The sequence below is a fragment of the Rickettsiella grylli genome (genome assembly GCF_000168295.1).
Taxonomy (GTDB): domain Bacteria; phylum Pseudomonadota; class Gammaproteobacteria; order Diplorickettsiales; family Diplorickettsiaceae; genus Aquirickettsiella; species Aquirickettsiella grylli.
Genome location: NZ_AAQJ02000001.1, coordinates 414,379 through 433,688, shown reverse-complemented (window position 1 = coordinate 433,688; position 19,310 = coordinate 414,379). Strand labels below are relative to the sequence as shown.

Sequence of the window (19,310 nt, the reverse complement as noted above, 5' to 3'; positions counted from 1 at the left end):
ACAATATATGATGTAAATCTCAACCCCAACTAAAAGGTACGGAACCCGGGAAGACTAGACCTGTACTTATTATTCAGAATCGGGAGTATTCAAGCATACAAAGTAAATTTTATAGGTTACAGACTATTTTAGGAAATTGATGAATTAAAATAGGTTCGATTATTAAGTTTAACTTTTTTCATTATAGCTTTTTTTATGTTTTTGTTTAATTTTTTGTCCAAAGAAAAGGGTAAAATGGGATTTCTTAAAGATTTTCTAACAAGAAAATCTAAAAAAATAAGTGTATTGTGAATATTAGGCGGGGTATGTACCGATAAAGAATGCATATTCGATTTTTTTGAACTCGATTGATTCTTCGTTAATTTAGGATATATCGACTGCGTTCTCTCTAATTTTAAATTTTCATGAGATAAAAATTTATTTGTTTTCGTAAAATTCTTATTTTTATAAAAATAAGAATCTTTAAAGAAATTATCTTTTGTACTGGTTGATTCTAATTTAAAAATAGGTAGCCGAGGCTGCTTTTCTGTTTGCAATTTAGGGAATGCTTTTAATGTTTTAGAAACAAAGTAATTTTGAGTCATTGGTTGTAAATAATTATTATTATTTTTTTGATTAAATAATGAATGCTTTACTCTATTGGATTTGGATTTATCTTTTTTCTGCGTAGGTGAAAATAAACCTTTACTTTTATTTTTTTTCTGATGCTGTTTTTTAGTGGCCTGATACGCGTTCTTTCGTAAGGAATTATCATATTTCTCGAGATAATCATCTGCCATCGCTAAGATGCGATCTTCCTTCTCAATTCTAGTCGATTGAGAAGAATGATTCCTATCATGAAAAAATATTTGAGTGGCTTGTTTAGAATTTTTCTTTGTGCGCGTCGAACTTTGAATGGTATTGGCTACTATTTTTTCTTCTCGATAAGTTTGACGTTTACGGCGCACGAGTGGTTGAGATAACTCCTCCTGATGACGCTTCATCCCTACTGAATTTAAGTAAGTGTGGGTAAGTATACTACTCAAATTACTCGTAGTCATTATTTGAGATAAATGTTGAAAATGCGCAGCATGCTCGATTTGTTCTTGATAGTCCTTAGGATGAATTTCTTGGTCATAAAATTTAAAAATGACTGATAATACTTTTTTTCTCATTTCTGATTCTTGATAAAAATTGTGACAGATAATCGTGCAGTAATCATTTGAAACTTCGAAGGCATTCGTCAGTATAAGATGGGTTTCATCACGAAAAAAGTCATAGTTTCCAATGTTTTTCAATATCTGAATTTCAGTATCCACTTCTATATCTTGAGAAGTGATGACAATAATCTTTTTATCGGCAGTAAAAAGTAAAGGTGCCGCGACTAAACACCAACCTTCATTCTCTAGTGGAACTATATTTTTAGGCAAAATATCAAAAAAAACATCCAGTCTTTGATACCAATGACGATTATCAAACAGTGCGTTTTTTAATTCTATCGTCAGCCATGGCTTAAAACAGTTTACATCATAAGAATCAGGATGAATCAGCGCATAAATCGCATTACTTAAGGTTAAGATTAAATCATTTCCAGAGGGAAATACATCTGAAGAGATAACAGCGTTTGAATAGCTTTGTTTATATTTCTTTATTATTTCCCGTAAATCTAACGTATCTATTCGTTCGACCAACTCATTTGAATCTTCATTTGAGGTTTCATAGAGAACGATGTTAGAAACTGGAAAGACTATTTTTTCATCAGGCACAATAGTATAAACATTTTCACCTCCATTCCCTACCAAATGATTTTCATAGGCACTGTTGATATAAAAAATTTCATGTTTTTTTTCTCGACCTATGGATAGGGTTATGTTGTTGAGTAATTGAATAGAGAGCGTTTTTTCTAAACGATTAGCTAGTGTTTTAAATAAACCAATTTTTTCATCCAGTGTTTGATTGTTAGCGGTGATTTCTTTTCCATATACGTGTTCTTTATCGATTAACTTTATTTCAATATCTTTAAACAAATAATAGAGGTTATTGGAACGCAGTACTATAGGGTGGGTTTGGTTGGACAAGAGTCTTGAAGCGTCTGAAATGCTGAGCGAAAACGTTTTATGATTGATTTCCCGATGAACGAATATAGAAATTTCTACCGTACTATTTTTAATCGCAAGACTATCAATATTCTGAAAAGGATATTCAAAAAAAAACCGTTGTTGAATAATGTCGTCGTCTTCCGAAGAACAATGTATCCATGATTTACCGACCTCGCCGAAAGGAATTCGATAACGAATCGAATCGATTGTTGGATTTGGTAAAAATGTGATTAATGTATTATTTCTTAATACCAATTCTAAATTATTACAAGAACGCGTGATAAAAAAATTATCGGGATGTGTTTGATTTTTTCCCCCATAGCCATCAATAAAACAAACATCCTGATCGAGATATAAAATATCAGCTTCATTTTTTCGTCCATAAATGTGATCGATGAGATCGATTCGAACTCTACTTTCATTCGGATCACACATGAGCGGAATCGATTGCATAGCAGGTTTGTTTTTTCCGCATAAAAACCTATCCGCATCAAGCAACACATAATCACTGCCTGTAGGATGAAATTTATCCAGAAGTAGGATATCCGTTTTCTGACCGCCTTGAAATTTCCCTGTAATTGAATCTCCTTGCAAATCAAATACATTCCCATTATCCCCCCCCATGTACTGTTTTTTACCGTTTTGCACGATAAACAATGTCGGTGAATGAGAGAACGCCATGACTTCGTCCTCTCCTTCTCCTAAATCGAATAACGTCACATTTCCTGTTCTGTTTAGCGTATAGGTTACTCCTAAGGTCTTATGACATGCATAATATTTCTTTTTAATATTTTCATTACGAAGAGATGGTGGAGCAGCGGATAAACAAAATAAGTCCCCCTCAGCAGGTTGATCAGGATTAGAATCATCCAGAGTAAAATTTATTTTTTCTTTTAAAAAAGCTTTGCGGATTTTGCATGTATCTTCTACAAAGGTAAAAGCAGGAAAAATATACCACTGAATAGCGGTATTATCTTTTAAAAAATTAATCGCACGTTCGACTAATTGCCCATTATTTGCTTTAAGTTGTATATATTCTAAAGGAGCTAGATGAAGTGTGCTCAGTAAAAACTCAAAAAATTTTTCTCCTCTAGAAAGATGCACATATTTTTCAATGGCTTCAACGTGTTGTTCAGCTGCATACCCTTCAGCTCCTAGCCAGACAACAAGCGCCATTCCTTCTCCGAGAGGACCGGTGAAGGCTGATATCTCAGCAATGATTCCAAGAAATTCAGCTGCCTCGATGGTCGCTTCGATTCCATCGATACTCAAAATAACACTATTTGAAATGATATTCGGAAGAACCTCTTTATTTCCCATTTTGTAAGCATGTATTTCATTTTTAAGATTATAAGCAAAATAAATTGAGGTAGCTTTCGCAACAAATGGCGAAGCCGATTGCATCACTTTACCTAAAAATTTTCTTTTGCCCACGGCAGATACATTTTCATTGAATAAGATGCTGAGTACTTTTTTATTTTCCAAGCCTAAATTCTTTTTTAGTAATTCTGCATCTGAAATAATGCTTTTTCCTTGGATGAACAGACTATTGGATAGACTTCCAAAGAAGATACTACTAGTTATTAATCCAAAATTCATAGCCACTTCATCAAAATGACCTTGAATCAAGGCCGATAGGGTATCTTTAGTCATCAACGCTGAGCTCATATAGCGAGCGATCTGTTCTACTTTTTTAAAGTGAGATTTAATAGATTGCTCTCTAAGTTCTTTGAACTTATGTCGATCCGGTTCAGATAATAAACAAATACTTCTCTTTAAACTATGAAATGAGCAGCTATCATATTTAAAAAGCATATTCCCAAATATTTTATAATTAAATTCATAAAAAAGTAAAACCGCTTTTTTTTGCGCTTCTTTTTTTACAGGATTTGTCGAAAATCGTTTTAGTTTTATTTTGGAAGTCATATTATTAACATATTCGGTAATATATTTAATATTTTCCTTAGAAAAACTATTTATAGACCAATTTTTTTCGAGATAATTGAGTATTTCCGATAAAGAGAAAAATAAACCACATTTGATATAGTAGGCTATTGCATCTCCTGCAAAGTTAAGAAATTTTTCCTTTGGAAATTTCAGGTAGGCTAAATCAACGAAATAATGACGCTCTTTTTCACTTTTAAGGATTAAATTATCAAAAAGTATTTTTTCCGGATGACCCAACAACAAGCTGCCAATGAGATCCTTATGTTCTACCATATAGATTAAAAAATGCATGTAGTGGAAAAATACTTCTGGATCCTTTTTAAATGAAAATTGCCAATGCCAAAAAAGTAGTTGTGTTTTTTCGACTAATGCTTTAAATTTTTCCTGATTCTCTTCGAGATTAATCCGTATGACCTGTTGAACTAATCGATGAATGGCATATACATTTTCTTTGCCGTGCGAATGAATCATAGAGTAACTGCTTAATAAAAAGGTAATACTAGGGAGATCGAATAATTTTGGAAAATAAATCTTATTTAAATAATCAAATTTTTTAATTGAAATACTATCTGGATTTAAATAAGCCATAATATTTAAAATTTCTATTGCATCTTCACCCCTTGGATTAGATTTAATTTTACATAACGTAATAAGCCATGTTGTAAAAACAGTTTCTAAATAAGGATCATTAGAATATTTTTTAAAGTCAAAATTTAATAATTCTTTCTTTTTTTCTTTATATAGTTCAATATAATCTTTAAATGAAAAAAGACTATCAGAAACTCTTTGTAATTTAATATAAGCCAGCGCTTGTTGTAGGGCTAACGGTAAACCTTGAAGTAATTGATTTAATTGCAGTATTATTTCAAGTGGAGTATTCTCCTGCAGGCCCAATGATTTCTGAATAAGCTCTTGAGTTTCATGTTCGGTAAATACATTAAGCTTCATCGTAGTCGCGACATTATCCCAATTAGCGTAACGTGAAGTTATAAGCACCGTGGGTTTATTGTCAGGTCGTGTTTTAGGCAAATAAGTTTCGATTGCACGATAATTCTCAACATTATCAAATATAAATAAACTTTTTCTATCCGAAAAATACGCATAAGCATTTTCTACAATTTCTTCAAGTGTTTTTTCTTGTCCGTAATCACTGATAGAAATTTCTAGCTTTTTAGAGAGTTTTTTAAAGGAGTAGTTTATATTCTCAACAGTTTCTGCATCAATCCATAACACATTATGATCATAATGATGCGCATAAAGCTCCGCATAGCGTAAAGCTAATTGTGTTTTTCCTATTCCTCCCAATCCACTAATGGATAACAGGGAACCACTTGAAGCTGATGATGAATCACTACCGCTCGTGGCTGCTATATTTTTATCTGAAGAAATCGATAAAGCGGACCAATTAGGAACTATGGCTATCGTTCTTTCCGATATTAATGTGTGATGCAAGGTTGTAAGAATCTCAATTCTTCCACTAAAGTTTTTTACTGATTTTCTTAAATTAAAATAAATTGACTTTTTATTCGTTTGTTCCTTAATAACCGGTTGCGGAAATTGATAATTTTTAATTTTATATAAAAGACGTGCTGCTTCCGCTTGGTTAGTTTCTTGAGACAAAACATAGGAATATCGTCTTAAAAAAAATTGAGAAATATCATGTGCCTGAAGAAATTGATCATTGACATATTGTTCTTTCAAATTTTTCTTCAATTCACCGTTGGCTTCTTTTTCCCAATCAAATAGACGCCGATAACCATATCTATGACGTGAATATTTTTTAGTCGCATAAAATTTATTAGGCTGGTTATTTGCACCAAGTTCTACTAAACCTGTATGTTCATATAATTTACTGGTATTAATTTTTTTTCCTTCTTTGTTTAGTATCATATAACCCGAAGTTGTCAGTGCAATCTCTTTGATATTAGGATCGAAAAATTTTTCCGATGCACCTTTTAACACCCCTTCTTCTAGCAATTGTTTAGAAAAACCGCTATTAACATCATAAAGCTTATTGATAGCGTTGAATATTCGTTCGACTGCATCCTCTGCGAGTTTCTCTATTGCTACTTTTTCACCTGCTTTGTCGGTTACCTGCATAAATTGACTTTCAAAGCTGTAAAAAATATCAACAGCTACTTCAGTTAGCAGAGAATCTAAATTTACTAATTCGACATTAGAAAAAAAGTGAGTTATCTTTTGCGCCTTATCTTTTGATATATAGTACTTACCACTTATTGCTCTCAATGAAGCAACCAATGCAGGGATTAGACCTACAAGGCTATCGGCAATATATACACCAAATAAAGCGCCTGTAGCGCCCGTTTTTATTTCAGCTTTAAGCGCTTCCTCTGTTAATCGTTTTTCCTTAGCAAGTAGATGATAAATACCTATATTTTTTAAAAAAAAACTTAAAAACGTGGTAACAAAGACGTCTAATAAAGCCGCGACCTTTTCTTCTTGGTTAGGAGAGCCTTTTAATCGTTTAGAGTCATGTGTAACCTTATCTAGCGTAGTTGAGTCATCGAATAATTGCGATTTTTTAGATATTTTATTAGGACGAAAAAAATCTAAATGACGTTCTTTCCATAGAGGATCCTTGGCAATTTTTTCGGATAATAATATTCTTTTCCCTTCAAAATAATTTTCATCGCGCACCCGTCTCAATGCTTTACTTAACCAATCAAGCGGTTCGTTGTGATCAAACATTGCATTGAGGTCCACCGCATTTTCGAGTGCCCATAAACCACAATTGAAGCCGTCTTTTTGTTGCATATAGCCTGAGTTTACATTTATTATTGGGTGCACTAAATATTGATTAAAAAGCAGTTTAAAATAATTTTGAGGAATAGGATTATTTTTCGAATCTACATAATAAGCAACATAATTATTATTTTTATAAGATATAAGCAGAGTAACCCAATGTAAATTTTCAAGATTCATTATTAACGTAAGCAACGCTTTGTTCCATTTATTCGCTTTAATTTTTTTTTGAAAGGATTCTACGGTAGAAGATAATTGCGCCATGGAACCTAATATTTCAAATTCAGCATTGTTTTCGGCTCTACTGCGGAATTGATTAAATTCTATCCGAGCAATGTCAGCAATATCTTCTTGACTTAACCAATAACTAAAATCGTTTTTTGCAGTAGCTTCGACAAGTGTATTAACTGATGGCGCTCGTTTAATCTGTGAAGAATTTTTTTGTTTATTGGAGTGTTCTATCTCCATTAATGGACTTAACTTAGAATAACGATAAAATTGTTGAGTTTCATTTCCTATTTGTAGCACAGTAAATCCTTTTAGTTATCTTATTTCAATTTTTTTATAAACTTAATCCTGTTATTTTTTACTAAAAAACTGGTCGGGATGAGAGGATTCGAACCTCCGGCCCCTAACTCCCGAAGTTAGTGCTCTACCAAGCTGAGCTACACCCCGCATTTTAGAAAAATTACCAAAAACGCGCCAAATTCTATCAGTTTTAAAAGCATTCAGCTAGCTCCTAGAATCTTAGTAACCCTCACAAAATGCTCATGTGGTTTATTGCATTGATTGCGCTTTATAAAAAAAGAAGACAAACAAGCTTATATTGCAGCTAATGAAGAAGAAAGGCTTGGAGGTTTTATGCTGAAGATTATAGCGTCTGAGAAAGCCTTTCGACCTAGCATGTATGATCTTTCTATAGAAGATTACCATCAGAACCCTGGCATCAGTCGTAGTAATTTGATGGAATTTAAGCGCTCTCCTTATCACTATTCCAATTTATCGTAAATAATAAATTAAATTTTTACTATTTAAGATATTCTTCACACACTGTTTGTGCAGCCTCGCCTCCATTTCTTGAATCAAGTGTCGATAAAGTATACTCGCTTGTTCATAAGGACCCTTTTCGCAAATATAATCATCTAATTGCTTGCATGCTTGTTCCAAACGTTTAACTCCGCAATAGCTCGCCCCCGTTAATTGAACACGAAACAACGCCGGATAAAATGACCCCGTTTAAAATCGCGCGCTATGTGCATGCCATTATGGATCAACATCTTAAACAAGGACATGCCTTTTTGCCGATTGTCGTGGCGATGTTATACTATCGCGGTAAAGTGACGCCGTATCCTTACACGGGGAATATTTTTGATTGCTTCGGAAAAAATAAAACAATTGCTGAAAAGATTTACTTAAGACCGTATCCTATTATTGATATCACCGCGCTGTCAGACGATGCGATACGAGGCCATGGGAGTATAGCAATTCTCGATTTTGCTCAAAAGTATGCGGCCTTCAATCGCGATATCCAAGATGGGATAGAGCATATCATCGGCGAGCTTAAAAAGGGGTATCTGACCCGTGAACAATGCCAAACGTTACTGTATTATACCTTTCGAGAGACCGATACGGATAACGTTAAAATGCTCCTTGAACAGTTACAAACAATTCGCATCTATGAGGAAGATATTATGAGTGTTGCACATAAAATTGAACAGCAAGGTCTACAGAGAGGTCTACAGCAAGGTCGGTACGAAGAAGATTTAAAGATTGCGAAGAGAATGCTGGCGAAAGGAACTGATCGTGGATATATTAAAGACGTTACAGGGCTTTCTGATCAAGATTTATTGAATTTAGAGGATTAATCTTTAAAAGATCTACTCACGCATCCGTTAGAATTCCTTCAGAATGACACGAAAAAATTATTGTTCTTAATGAAGAACGCACAAGGGAACGTTATAAAAATGATGGGCATGATTCCCATTGTTTAGCTTGGAAGTGTAAATCTGGCAAACAAGAACATTGATTTCTTGTAAAGATGCTTTCCACGCACAACTGGCTATCCATCCATTAGACTTCCTAAGAGTTAAGAGTAGTAATATTTTTTTATCATAAAAAAGTTTATTTATATTTAATAACGAAGTTAACCGCACTATTGAAAGGTCTGGACAATGGATTCTATCCACTTTACGTTTTTTCAGCGAGTACGCGTTGCTTGATCATATCCTATTTTGTTTTGTTACTCATAATAACCATGGTTCATATAAAAAAATTTTTGAAATCTAAAAAAACTTGTTAAACTATAATGATAAAAAATTCCATATCCGTTTATCAAATTTTTAAAAAATTATTTTGAAAGTAACATTTTTTATCGAATTAGGGAGCGATTGAATGACAGAAACAATCTTAAATACATCCACTGAATCTAACCCTAAGCCATTAGAAGGTTGCATTAAATCAACGCATTCGGTTTTTAATTCGAATGACTATAATTTGACTTCAGAAACTGTGGCGTCGCCTAATCAACCTATTTCTTTTATTTCGGCGACATCTTCAACTGTCAGTGATACTTTAGCCCAAATTAATCCAACCACTCCATGTGAATCAAGTCGCTTACACAATTGGTTTGATGAAAATTATTCGCGCTTACTTTATTTATCTCAACATGACACTTCATTTTTGTCAGCCCATTTATTGCCTTCATTAAAAAATAAATTATCTGAATCGAATACGCTTGAAAAAAATATAATCCAATTTTTGCTCATACTAAAAAAATTAACCCTCAATCAATCTTCATTAGATTTTATTACTCTTTTTTTCATTGAAAAAATTTTTGAAAATTATCGTTCGTTATTAAATTACTATCAGGAATACTTAGTTTCAATAAAGAATTTAGACGATAAAATTTATTTTATTCATTGGGATGAAAATGAAGCTAATTTGCGATTTAGATTAAATCATTTAAAAAAAGAAAAAATTTTTTTGATGAATCAGAAAGAAAAAATAATTCCTGAAAAAGCAATATTACCTTTAGCGCAACGCGTCAAGGATCTTGAGAAATTTAAATATGAACAAGCAAGAGATTTTGAAAAAGAAATTGCTGAACAAGAAGAAAATTTAAAAGTGACAAAACAAAGCTTGAGTAACGTACACATTAACATCAATCATGAAGCCACTTTTTTTGATAGCTTATTAAATTTTGATATAAAATCAATACAACGACAAATTTCAAATGACGAAATAGAACACTTTAAGCTGGGTGAATTAGGAAAAACCATTGATTCGATAGATTTATTAAAAACCATACACGCGCAACTAAAATTAGAACGCAAGCGACACAAGTTAGTCATTCAGTTAAAAAATATTAATTTTATAGCGATTTATAAAGAATCGTTAGAAAAACCATTAAAAAAATCTAATAAAAAGAATAGTGATAAAAATGATGATAAGAAGAAAAAGGTTAATACTCATCAAGAAGAAACGGTTAAAGAAAAAGCGTTATCGAAAATAAAAAAACTTGCCCATATAAAAGCTCGCTTAAATGAAATCGCTGTTTTATTAGAAACCTTTCTTGAATCTATTCAATTCATTCTTTTTGATGATAACGATATTTTATCCCGTTTGTGTAACCAATTAAATTCAAATTTACTGCTCAATAAAGAACGAACCGAGGCACTGAAACAAAAAGAGGTACTGAAACAGAAAGATGCGTTAAATCAAAAAAATACATCGAAAGAAAAAGAGGTTATTGATCCAAAAGAATTAGAAAAAGAAATACTAAAACAAGAAAACACATTAAAGCAAGAATGTGATTCTGAGTTACTGTCAATGAGCAAGCAGCTGATAAAAAACCAAAAGGGCTTAATTAAGTTTTTATCAACCCATGCGACTCAATTGAAAGCGTTGTTTATTGCTCTGATAAAGAAAAGAAAAGAAATTTTAGAAAAAAATATTAATACGCTTAACGAAAAAAAAATTAACTATGAATTGCTAAATGAAGAAAAAAAATTAATTCATCAGATAAATGAATGTAAAGAAAAAATAGATTCTATTAAAGGGGATCAACAATTATGGGAAACGTTATCCGATAATAAAATGGTCAGTAAACTGAACTGTTTAATTATGCTTGAGAAAGAACTTAATGAATACAATGAACACGTTAAACAGTACCAAACACAATTAGATTATTTATTAAGATATCAAAAAAACAATGACCATTTTAAATTAAGTATCCAAATAAATCAATGCAAAGAAAATTTAACCTATTATTTAATGTGCTCTAACACCAATAAATTTTTAACAGAGCAATATAAAGCTGAACTTGACGATCAATTGAAAGCTATTAAAACGAAAAATTCTTATCATTGGAAAGAACGGCTATTAATAAATGAAAAAGAAATTCGATTTAATCAAAGGGAAACTGATCTTATTTTAACTCAAATCGAACGACTAAATTTTAAAAAAAAGGCAAAAGAAACCGAAGAATTACTTTTAAAGACCGTTAGTGATTTCCCTAATAATCATTGGATTTTTTTCTCACAATCCCAAAAGCTTTTCCTTAATCAATTTAACACTCAGTTAAATCATTTAAAAAGTAGCGTCAATAGTCCTGAATGGAATCGATTAGGTTGGGGCTTCTTTCGAAAAAAAGTCCCTGATGGTATAAAAAAACTGCGAACATTACTGAATAAAATGCCTTTGGAGCCTGAAAATTTATCTTATTATGAACGAATCCTCATTAACCTTAAGTTTTTTGTAGAAATTTATGATTTAATTAAACGCAAAAAATCAACTAAACCCTATTTAAGACACACGCAGGTTCATTCTTTCTATCAAGAGACGAACCAATCGCTTGAACAGCTTTATAGTTCACTTGAAAATTGGTTAGCTCCAGATTGGTTTAAGCAATTATCTACTTCCTTTTCAATGGAGGATAATTCTATTGAAAAATTATTAAATAAAGATTTATTTAAACCCTAGTGGTCTACGCGGTTTATCACGTCATTTATAATACATTCCGTTTTATTACGTATAATATCCAAAGTAGGCTAATAACCAATAAAATAAATGGCGACAACCACAAACCCATGTTTTTACATGAAAAAAAAGGTTTAAATGAAATAAATTCGCCATAACGGCTCACTAAATATTTTTTTATTTGATGGGCTGATTTTCCTTCTTGAAGATGTTGATAAATGAGTCGTCGCAGATCGTTTGCAAGCGGTGCATTGGAGTCGGCTAAACTTTGATTTTGACACACCAAGCAACGCATTTCATGAAGAATGGTTTCAAATTGAGTTTCCTGCTGCAAAGAGGAAAACGAATAGGTTTCACTGACCTCTGAAAAAACATACGAAGGAAAAAGAATGAAGATATAAAATAAACGACTTAATCCTATTTTTTTAACTATTTCTTGTAACATGTCATTAACACTCACATGAACCGATGTTCTCTCTGTTTAAGAAAAGGTTGCAGTTTTTCTATCCAAATGGCCCCATTTAAAGGGCCTATGTGTTTATAACGAATAATTCCGTTGGGATCAATTAAATAACTTTCTGGCACACCATACGCGCCTAAGTCGATCGCCAATGTCCCTTCCGGGTCAAAAATAATTTTTTGAAATGGATTACCATAGTGTTTTAACCATTGTTTTGCTTGTTCTCGTTCATCACGATAATTTAAACCATATATAGATATTGCATTCTTTTTCTTCAAATTTAATAACAGCGATTGTTCTTGCACACAGGTTAAACACCAGCTCGACCATACCATCAACAATGTCCATTGATTCAAAAATATTTTTTTTCGTAATATCGAATGATTTTTTTGTAAATCAAGCGCTGCAAACTCAGGAAAGGGTTTATTGATTAAAGGAGACGGTAAACGATAAGGATCGTTCTCTAAACCTTGCCATAAAAAATAAACCAGCGTCAATAAAACAATAAGCGAAATCATTGCACGCACCATTATCTAAACCGTGCTGGATAACGTTTCAAAACAATAGCCCATAAACCACCCAGCAGCATAACAATCCCCCCCATCCAAATCCAACGTACAAAGGGTTTATAATAAAAACGTAAGACCCAGGTCTGTTTTCCTTTTGGCTCTGCCAAAGAGACATACCAATCGCGCCAAAACCCAGCAGCGATTGCGGGTTTACTGATCATAACATTGGTTATGGGATAATAACGCAATTGAGGCTGTAGCATAGGTTTTTTTTGATGATTCATCTGAATATGCGCAACCGCACCTGTATAGTTGGGTCCTTGCAAACTCTCCACATGGTGTAATTTAAAATGATAACCGGCCAGTAACAAACTGTCTCCGATGCTCATCCCCACATTTCGTTCCCGACTATAATAGCTACTTAAAAGGATTCCTATGGCCACAATAACAACGCCGCTATGTGCGATCATCATAGCGCCTTGTGTTTTCAAAATCGTTCTGACACTTAATTTTTTTTTAAAGGATTCCACTAACAAGGGTATCGTATTTAAAACAATCCAAATAGCCAACGTTAAGCCAATGAATACTTGCCAAGGAAATTTTCGACTCAGTAGACTCATTAAAATAATGCTTATACTCACCGAACCGAGTAATCGATTGGGAATCTTTTTTAGGTGATAGTGGGTTTGATGCTTCCAGGAAGTTAAGGAAGATAAGCCCATAAAAAAAAGTAAAAAAACTGCAAATGGCGCTAATACCAAATTAAAATAAGGCGCTCCCACTGAAAGCTTTCCCAAACCTAAAACCTCAATGATTAAGGGATACAGCGTACCCAATAATATGGTAAACACCATCACACTGAGTAGAACGTTATTGAGGATTAAAAGTGTTGTACGCGAAAACCAATGAAACGCGGTCATGGATTGTTGAAAGCATTGTATTCTAAACGCATAAAGACTTAAGGCCGATCCGATGAATACGACGAATAACCCTAACATGAAGACCCCTCGCCAGGGATCGACCGCAAACGCATGAACAGAAATTAAAACGCCAGAACGCACGATAAATGTGCCGATTAAACTGAATGCAAACGTTATTATGGCAAGCAATATCACCCACGTTTTTAATAATTCTTGTCTTTCGACCACGAACAAGGAATGAATTAAAGCGGTACCAGAAAGCCACGGTAATAGTGAAACATTTTCTACGGGATCCCAAAACCACCAGCCTCCCCACCCCAATACACGATAAGCCCACCAACTTCCTGAAACAATTCCCCACGTTAAGAAACACCACGCAGCTAACGTCCAGGGCCGCATAGCGGCCGCCCACTTTTTTTCGAAACGACCGCTGAGTAATGCCGCAATCGCAAAAGAAAAACTAACTGAAAAACCGACATAGCCCATATAAAGTAACGGCGGGTGAATGATTAAACCAGGATCTTGCAGTAATGGGTTTAAATCGCGTCCATCCTGGATCAATTCTGATGTTAAATTAAATGGATTCGACAGTGTCAATAGAAATAATAAAAAGCCAGCGCTAATAAATCCTAACACCGATAAAACTGAGGTCAGTCGTTCCAACTCCATGGATTCATTGAAAACAAGAACACTCACTGTCCATAAATTTAAAATAAATACCCATAATAAAATTGAGCCTTCATGCCCTGCCCATACCGCAGACAGACGATAAAACCAAGGCAAGTGGGTATTCGAATTTTGGACGACATAGATAAAAGAAAAATCATTGACTAAAAATGCATAGGTTAAATTGACAACCGCAACGGCAATGCATATAAATTGTACCCACGTGATCGTTTTAATCCATTTAAATCTTTTTTGTTGTTCTGCCTTTTGATTTATTCGAACGAAAGAAAAACTACCTTGGAATAGCGCCAGAAAAAAAGCGCTAAGCAATAACGCATACGAAACTGTCACAGAAAACTTCCTTTGTTTGATAATGATTTTATTAATTATTTTATTTTTTCGGAACTATTTTCGATATAAATAACTCAATAAAACTTATAAAAATAGTTTGCTGTTCAATTATTCCTCTCCTTAAAAATAAAAATCGCTATTCGAAGTGCACTATAGTATCGTCTTTTAGTGTATAAGAAAATAAAGCGATCAATAAATTTAAAATCCGATGAAACATTTTTCAAACGACAAATCGTGTTCATAAAGTGATTTTCAATCCCTTTTATTGGTTCATGATCCCTGTATTCATTTTATAGGAACGTTGGCGCCATTTACCTTTTTTAAAAAACCTGCTAACTTACGAACATTTATTAAATACGAAAAACCTATGACGCAACGTTGTATCATCATCGGTATCGCCGGCGCTTCAGCTTCGGGTAAAAGTTTATTGGCCCATACCATCGTCAAAGAATTAGGCTCTGAGCAAGTTGCTGTTATTTCCGAAGATTCTTATTATAAAGATAACAGCACCCTTGCTTTTGAGAAACGTTTAGAAAATAATTATGACCATCCTGATGCATTCGATCACGACCTACTTATCGAACATCTTAAACAATTACAAGCGGGCCAATCGGCAGAAATTCCTATTTATAATCATACGTTGCATATTCGTGAACAAGAAACACGACGTCTAGGACCGCATAACATTATTGTTTTAGAAGGCATTTTACTTTTTGCTGAAATTAATTTAAGAGAATTGATGGATATCTGTATTTATATGGATACCCCTTTAGATGTTTGTTTGAGCCGCCGCATCCAGCGTGATGTCATTGAACGAGGAAGAGATATTGAAGCCGTATTAAGGCAATATCAACAAACGGTTCGTCCGATGTATTCTCAATTCATAGAGCCTTCAAAGCATTATGCAGACATCATTGTTCCTCGAGGAGGGGAAAATCGAATTGCCATTGAACTTATCAAAGCAAAAATCCGCGAACTATTAAATCATTTTAGCCTTAAAAACAAAGAGGGAAACCATGGGTCTGTTAAACGATAAATGCGCATTAATCGTTGGTTTAGCCAGTGATCGGTCCATCGCTTATGGTATTGCTGAAGCAATGCATCGTGAAGGCGCCCAGCTTGCTTTTACCTATCAAGGTGAGAAATTAAAAGATCGTGTCACAAAAATGGCGAATAAGGATTTTAACTCGGATATCGTGATTCCCTGTGATGTGAGCCGAGACAGCGATATTACTGAACTTTTTAAACAACTGAATGTCCATTGGGATGGGCTGGATAGTTTAATTCATTCCGTTGCGTATGCACCGACCGATCAATTAAAAGGCGATTATTTTGAAAATATAAATCGCGAAGGATTTAGGATCGCACATGACATTAGTAGTTACAGTTTAGGCGCTTTAGCCAAAGCCGCGTTTCCGATGATGAAAAATCTTCCCCACGGAGGCGCTATTTTAACACTCAGCTACTTAGGTGCTGAAAAAGCACTGCAAAATTACAATATTATGGGCTTAGCGAAAGCAAGTTTAGAAGCCAATGTTCGTTATCTTGCGAACAGCCTAGGGCCTCAACGCATCCGTGTCAATGCTATCTCAGCAGGACCGATTCGTACGCTAGCGGCATCGGGCATCTCAGGTTTTCGAAAAATTTTGGCGTATAATGCTGCTGTTACACCGCTGCGCCAAAACACGACCATAGAGCAAGTGGGTAATACAGCTGCTTTCCTTTGTTCGGACATGGCTTCTGGCATTACCGGAGAAATTGTGCATGTTGACGGTGGATTTCATGCGATCGTCGCTATGGATCATTCAACAAAAACCTCCTCCATTTGACATTCACGATGATCATCCTATTTTTTCTTTGTCCTAAAAATTCGCATTCTTCCCGCTGAATGGTATATTACATCAACAATGTAAATGTAATAGAATAGGTTTTTTTAGTGTTTCGTCCTATCGCTTTATACATCGGCTTGCGTTATACCCGTGCAAAGAAGCGCAATCATTTTATCTCGTTTATTTCACTGACATCAATGATTGGTATTGCATTGGGCGTCATGGTGTTAATTACTGTTTTGTCCGTTATGAACGGCTTTGATGATGCGATTTCCCATCGTATCTTTAATATGGCAACGCAAGTCACTATCACAACAACCCAGGGTGAACCGATTACTCAACTGACGTCATTAATTCGAAAAATATCTCATCAACCACATGTCATTGCGAGTGCTCCTTACGTTTCTGGACAAGGGATGCTCGTCGATCAAGGACAATCTCATCCGATTATGATAACCGGTGTACTTCCTCATCTAGAAAAAAATGTTTCTGAAATTCCTCATAAAATAATAGAAGGTCATTTTAATTTAGAACCGGGTCATTACAACATTGTACTCGGTGAAGAATTAGCCTTAATGTTAGGGATTCAAATTGGCGATAAAGTCAATATCATCACACCTCGTGTCAGCTTAACACCGGTTGGTCTTATCCCTCGTTTTAAAACGTTTACGGTGAGTGGAATTTTTCGTGTGGGTCGAAGTTTTGGTTTTGAAACAAGCATGGCTTATATCGCATTAAAAGATGCACAAACATTGTTTCAATTAAATCAAGGTGTAACCGGCTTACGACTAAAATTGGATGATCTTTTTGCTGCACCACAGGTTTCCAGTGCACTGAATCAATTATTACCCCCGACTTATACGGCACTGGATTGGACCCATACGTTTGGAAGTTTGATCTATGCTATTTCTTTAGAAAAAAGAATGATGTTTTTTATCCTATTATTACTCATTGCTATTTCAGCGTTTAATTTAGTGTCATCATTAATGATGGTGGTCACGGATAAACAATCTGATATCGCTATTCTGCGTACCTTAGGGGCAACACCAGGAACCATTTTAAGTATTTTTATGATCCAAGGCTGTGTGATTGGTTTCGTGGGCACTGTATTGGGCGTAATCGCTGGAATTGGCCTCGCTTCTCAAGTGAGCGCTCTCTTAAGCTTTATTGAACATACCTTTCACGTGCAAATTCTTGCTTCGAATGTTTATTTTTTCGTTGACAAATTGCCTTCAAAAATTGAAACAGCGGATATCATTCATATTTGTATCGCGGCGCTGAGTATGAGTTTGTTAGCTACGCTCTATCCCGCGTTAAAGGCTGCACGAACACTCCCTGCAGAGGCACTCCGTTATGAATAAATTAGCGACCAAACCAACCCTACCGGTTTTAAGTTGCTCTCAATTAAGTAAAACGTTCCATGATGGTTCTCTCTACGTCAATGTCCTTAAACCTATCAATTTTTCGGTCTATGCACGTGATCGTATTGCTATCATTGGTCCTTCAGGCGCAGGAAAAAGTACGCTTTTGCATTTATTAGGTGGTTTAGATCAACCCAGTTCCGGTGAAGTTTTTCTGGCAGGACAAAATCTCGCTGAATTAACAGAAAATCAACGCAGTCATTTACGTAATCGGTATCTTGGTTTCATTTATCAATTCCATCACTTATTACCCGAGTTTACCGTACTCGAAAATGTATGTATTCCCTTACTACTCGCTCACGTTAAACCGACACTTGCTGAGAAAAAATCACTGACTTTATTAAAAAAAGTGGGACTTTCACATCGTCAACATCATAAGCTCGGTGAATTATCGGGAGGCGAACGTCAACGCACGGCTATTGCAAGAGCATTGATCAATAATCCGCTTTGTCTATTAGCGGATGAACCCACAGGCAATCTTGATCGCTATACCGCTGAGCAAGTCTACCAGACCTTACTTGAGCTTAATGCAGAATTTAATACCAGCTTAGTCATTGTGACACATGATCACGCACTTGCGAACCGATTAGACAAAATTTTACGTATAGAAGATGGCCAATTAATCGCTACCGTTTAACAAAAATTTTCATTCTTTTATTCATCGTACGCTAAAGCTATCTTCTTTAATTAATCATCTTATAATTTTGTAGAATTCTTTCAAAATCTTTCTCGTTCATTGGCTTTATATAGACTTCATTAACGCCTAATGCTAAATAGTGTTTTTTATAAGCATCATTCAACCAACTACTTGTTAAGACAATAGGCGCTTTGTGATTACAATTTCCTTCATCACTACGAATCAAATGAATAAAAATATCCGTACTGCAATCCGGTAAATTAAGATCTAAAAGTATCATTTCGTAAGGAGAAGACAATTTTTCTAATGCTTGACGGGCAGAATAGACACATTCTACAAAGCAACCCCACTTCTGAAGTTGATTAACATTAATCTTCTGACAAATTTTATTATCATCTATTGATAAAATTCGACTGGATTGATCTATCCTTTTATATAAATTTTCTTCAGTAGCGTTTTTAAAAATCGGATGAAAATTATTTCCAAATGATTTAATTTTCTCAACGAGATGGGTTCGTAGTTTTAAAATGGACATCGTCCTTCTCCCTATAATTTAACAATGACTTAATAATTCTTTCATACGCACCTTATACTTTTTTTTAAATGAATTAAAAATTAAACTATAAAATGTAACTCTTTTCAAAAAGTGATATGTTTAATAGAATAACAAGGGTTAGGTGTCAAATTTGGTTAAATATGGTTAATATACACCTTTGTTATTTAATGTGTTCTTAAAAAAAGATGCATTTTTA

The 19,310-nt window shown here is 34.3% G+C and carries 13 protein-coding genes and 1 tRNA gene; 7 read left to right on the top strand and 7 right to left on the bottom strand.

Going from position 1 to position 19,310, the window contains the following annotated elements; all coding sequences use genetic code 11:
• Positions 1-128: 128 nt before the first annotated feature.
• Together RICGR_RS01930 and RICGR_RS01925 are read right to left on the bottom strand one after the other, a co-directional pair.
• Positions 129-7,316: an NB-ARC domain-containing protein gene (locus RICGR_RS01930; protein ID WP_006034911.1), complete on the bottom strand. Its 7,188-nt coding sequence runs from the start codon at positions 7,314-7,316 to the stop codon at positions 129-131.
• A 70-nt stretch (positions 7,317-7,386) separates the two neighbouring features.
• Positions 7,387-7,463, bottom strand: a tRNA-Pro gene (locus RICGR_RS01925).
• Positions 7,464-7,649: 186 nt separating this feature from the next.
• Here RICGR_RS01925 and RICGR_RS01920 point away from each other — a divergent pair.
• The gene (locus RICGR_RS01920) at positions 7,650-7,796 is read left to right on the top strand and encodes a hypothetical protein (protein ID WP_240992189.1); all 147 of its coding nucleotides are present in this window, start codon (positions 7,650-7,652) and stop codon (positions 7,794-7,796) included.
• Here the strand turns inward: RICGR_RS01920 and RICGR_RS01915 are convergent.
• Positions 7,788-7,955 (bottom strand): hypothetical protein, encoded by a 168-nt coding sequence (locus tag RICGR_RS01915; RefSeq protein ID WP_006035397.1) that lies wholly within the window; start codon positions 7,953-7,955, stop codon positions 7,788-7,790. The two genes, RICGR_RS01920 and RICGR_RS01915, sit on opposite strands and share 9 nt — an antisense overlap.
• 32 nt (positions 7,956-7,987) lie before the next feature.
• Here RICGR_RS01915 and RICGR_RS01910 point away from each other — a divergent pair, with 32 nt between their 5' ends.
• Both RICGR_RS01910 and RICGR_RS01905 read left to right on the top strand, forming a co-directional pair.
• Positions 7,988-8,653 carry an Rpn family recombination-promoting nuclease/putative transposase gene (locus RICGR_RS01910; RefSeq protein WP_275113648.1) on the top strand — a complete coding sequence of 222 codons (666 nt, stop codon included), beginning with the start codon at positions 7,988-7,990 and terminating at the stop codon, positions 8,651-8,653.
• A gap of 526 nt (positions 8,654-9,179) precedes the next feature.
• Positions 9,180-11,768, top strand: coding sequence for a coiled-coil domain-containing protein (locus tag RICGR_RS01905; protein WP_006035039.1), 2,589 nt, complete (start codon positions 9,180-9,182; stop codon positions 11,766-11,768).
• A 25-nt stretch (positions 11,769-11,793) separates the two neighbouring features.
• Here RICGR_RS01905 and RICGR_RS01900 read toward each other — a convergent pair whose 3' ends face one another.
• The 3 genes from RICGR_RS01900 to RICGR_RS01890 are packed head-to-tail and all read right to left on the bottom strand — an operon-like array spanning position 11,794 to position 14,671.
• Positions 11,794-12,210 carry a cytochrome c-type biogenesis protein gene (locus RICGR_RS01900; protein WP_006034852.1) on the bottom strand — a complete coding sequence of 139 codons (417 nt, stop codon included), beginning with the start codon at positions 12,208-12,210 and terminating at the stop codon, positions 11,794-11,796.
• A gap of 11 nt (positions 12,211-12,221) precedes the next feature.
• On the bottom strand, positions 12,222-12,743 hold the full coding sequence (locus RICGR_RS01895; RefSeq protein ID WP_006035829.1) for a DsbE family thiol:disulfide interchange protein: 522 nt from the start codon (positions 12,741-12,743) through the stop codon (positions 12,222-12,224).
• A gap of 11 nt (positions 12,744-12,754) precedes the next feature.
• Positions 12,755-14,671, bottom strand: coding sequence for a heme lyase CcmF/NrfE family subunit (locus tag RICGR_RS01890; RefSeq protein WP_006035037.1), 1,917 nt, complete (start codon positions 14,669-14,671; stop codon positions 12,755-12,757).
• Positions 14,672-15,038: 367 nt separating this feature from the next.
• On the opposite strand from RICGR_RS01890, the gene udk reads away from it, so the two are divergent.
• The 4 genes from udk (at position 15,039) to lolD (ending at position 18,558) form a co-directional block, all read left to right on the top strand.
• The gene (udk, locus tag RICGR_RS01885; RefSeq protein WP_050764061.1) at positions 15,039-15,707 is read left to right on the top strand and encodes a uridine kinase; all 669 of its coding nucleotides are present in this window, start codon (positions 15,039-15,041) and stop codon (positions 15,705-15,707) included.
• Positions 15,688-16,500, top strand: a complete 813-nt coding sequence (locus RICGR_RS01880; RefSeq protein WP_006034878.1) for an enoyl-ACP reductase FabI — start codon at positions 15,688-15,690, stop codon at positions 16,498-16,500. The genes udk and RICGR_RS01880 overlap by 20 nt, the downstream gene beginning before the upstream one ends.
• Before the next feature lie 107 nt (positions 16,501-16,607).
• Positions 16,608-17,861, top strand: coding sequence for a lipoprotein-releasing ABC transporter permease subunit (locus RICGR_RS01875; protein ID WP_006035270.1), 1,254 nt, complete (start codon positions 16,608-16,610; stop codon positions 17,859-17,861).
• Complete coding sequence (lolD, locus tag RICGR_RS01870; protein ID WP_006035308.1) at positions 17,854-18,558, top strand: lipoprotein-releasing ABC transporter ATP-binding protein LolD; 705 nt, start codon at positions 17,854-17,856, stop codon at positions 18,556-18,558. Before RICGR_RS01875 ends, lolD begins: the two co-directional genes overlap by 8 nt.
• Before the next feature lie 46 nt (positions 18,559-18,604).
• On the opposite strand, the gene RICGR_RS01865 is transcribed toward lolD, so the two are convergent.
• Positions 18,605-19,093: a response regulator gene (locus RICGR_RS01865; protein WP_006035303.1), complete on the bottom strand. Its 489-nt coding sequence runs from the start codon at positions 19,091-19,093 to the stop codon at positions 18,605-18,607.
• Positions 19,094-19,310: the final 217 nt, after the last annotated feature.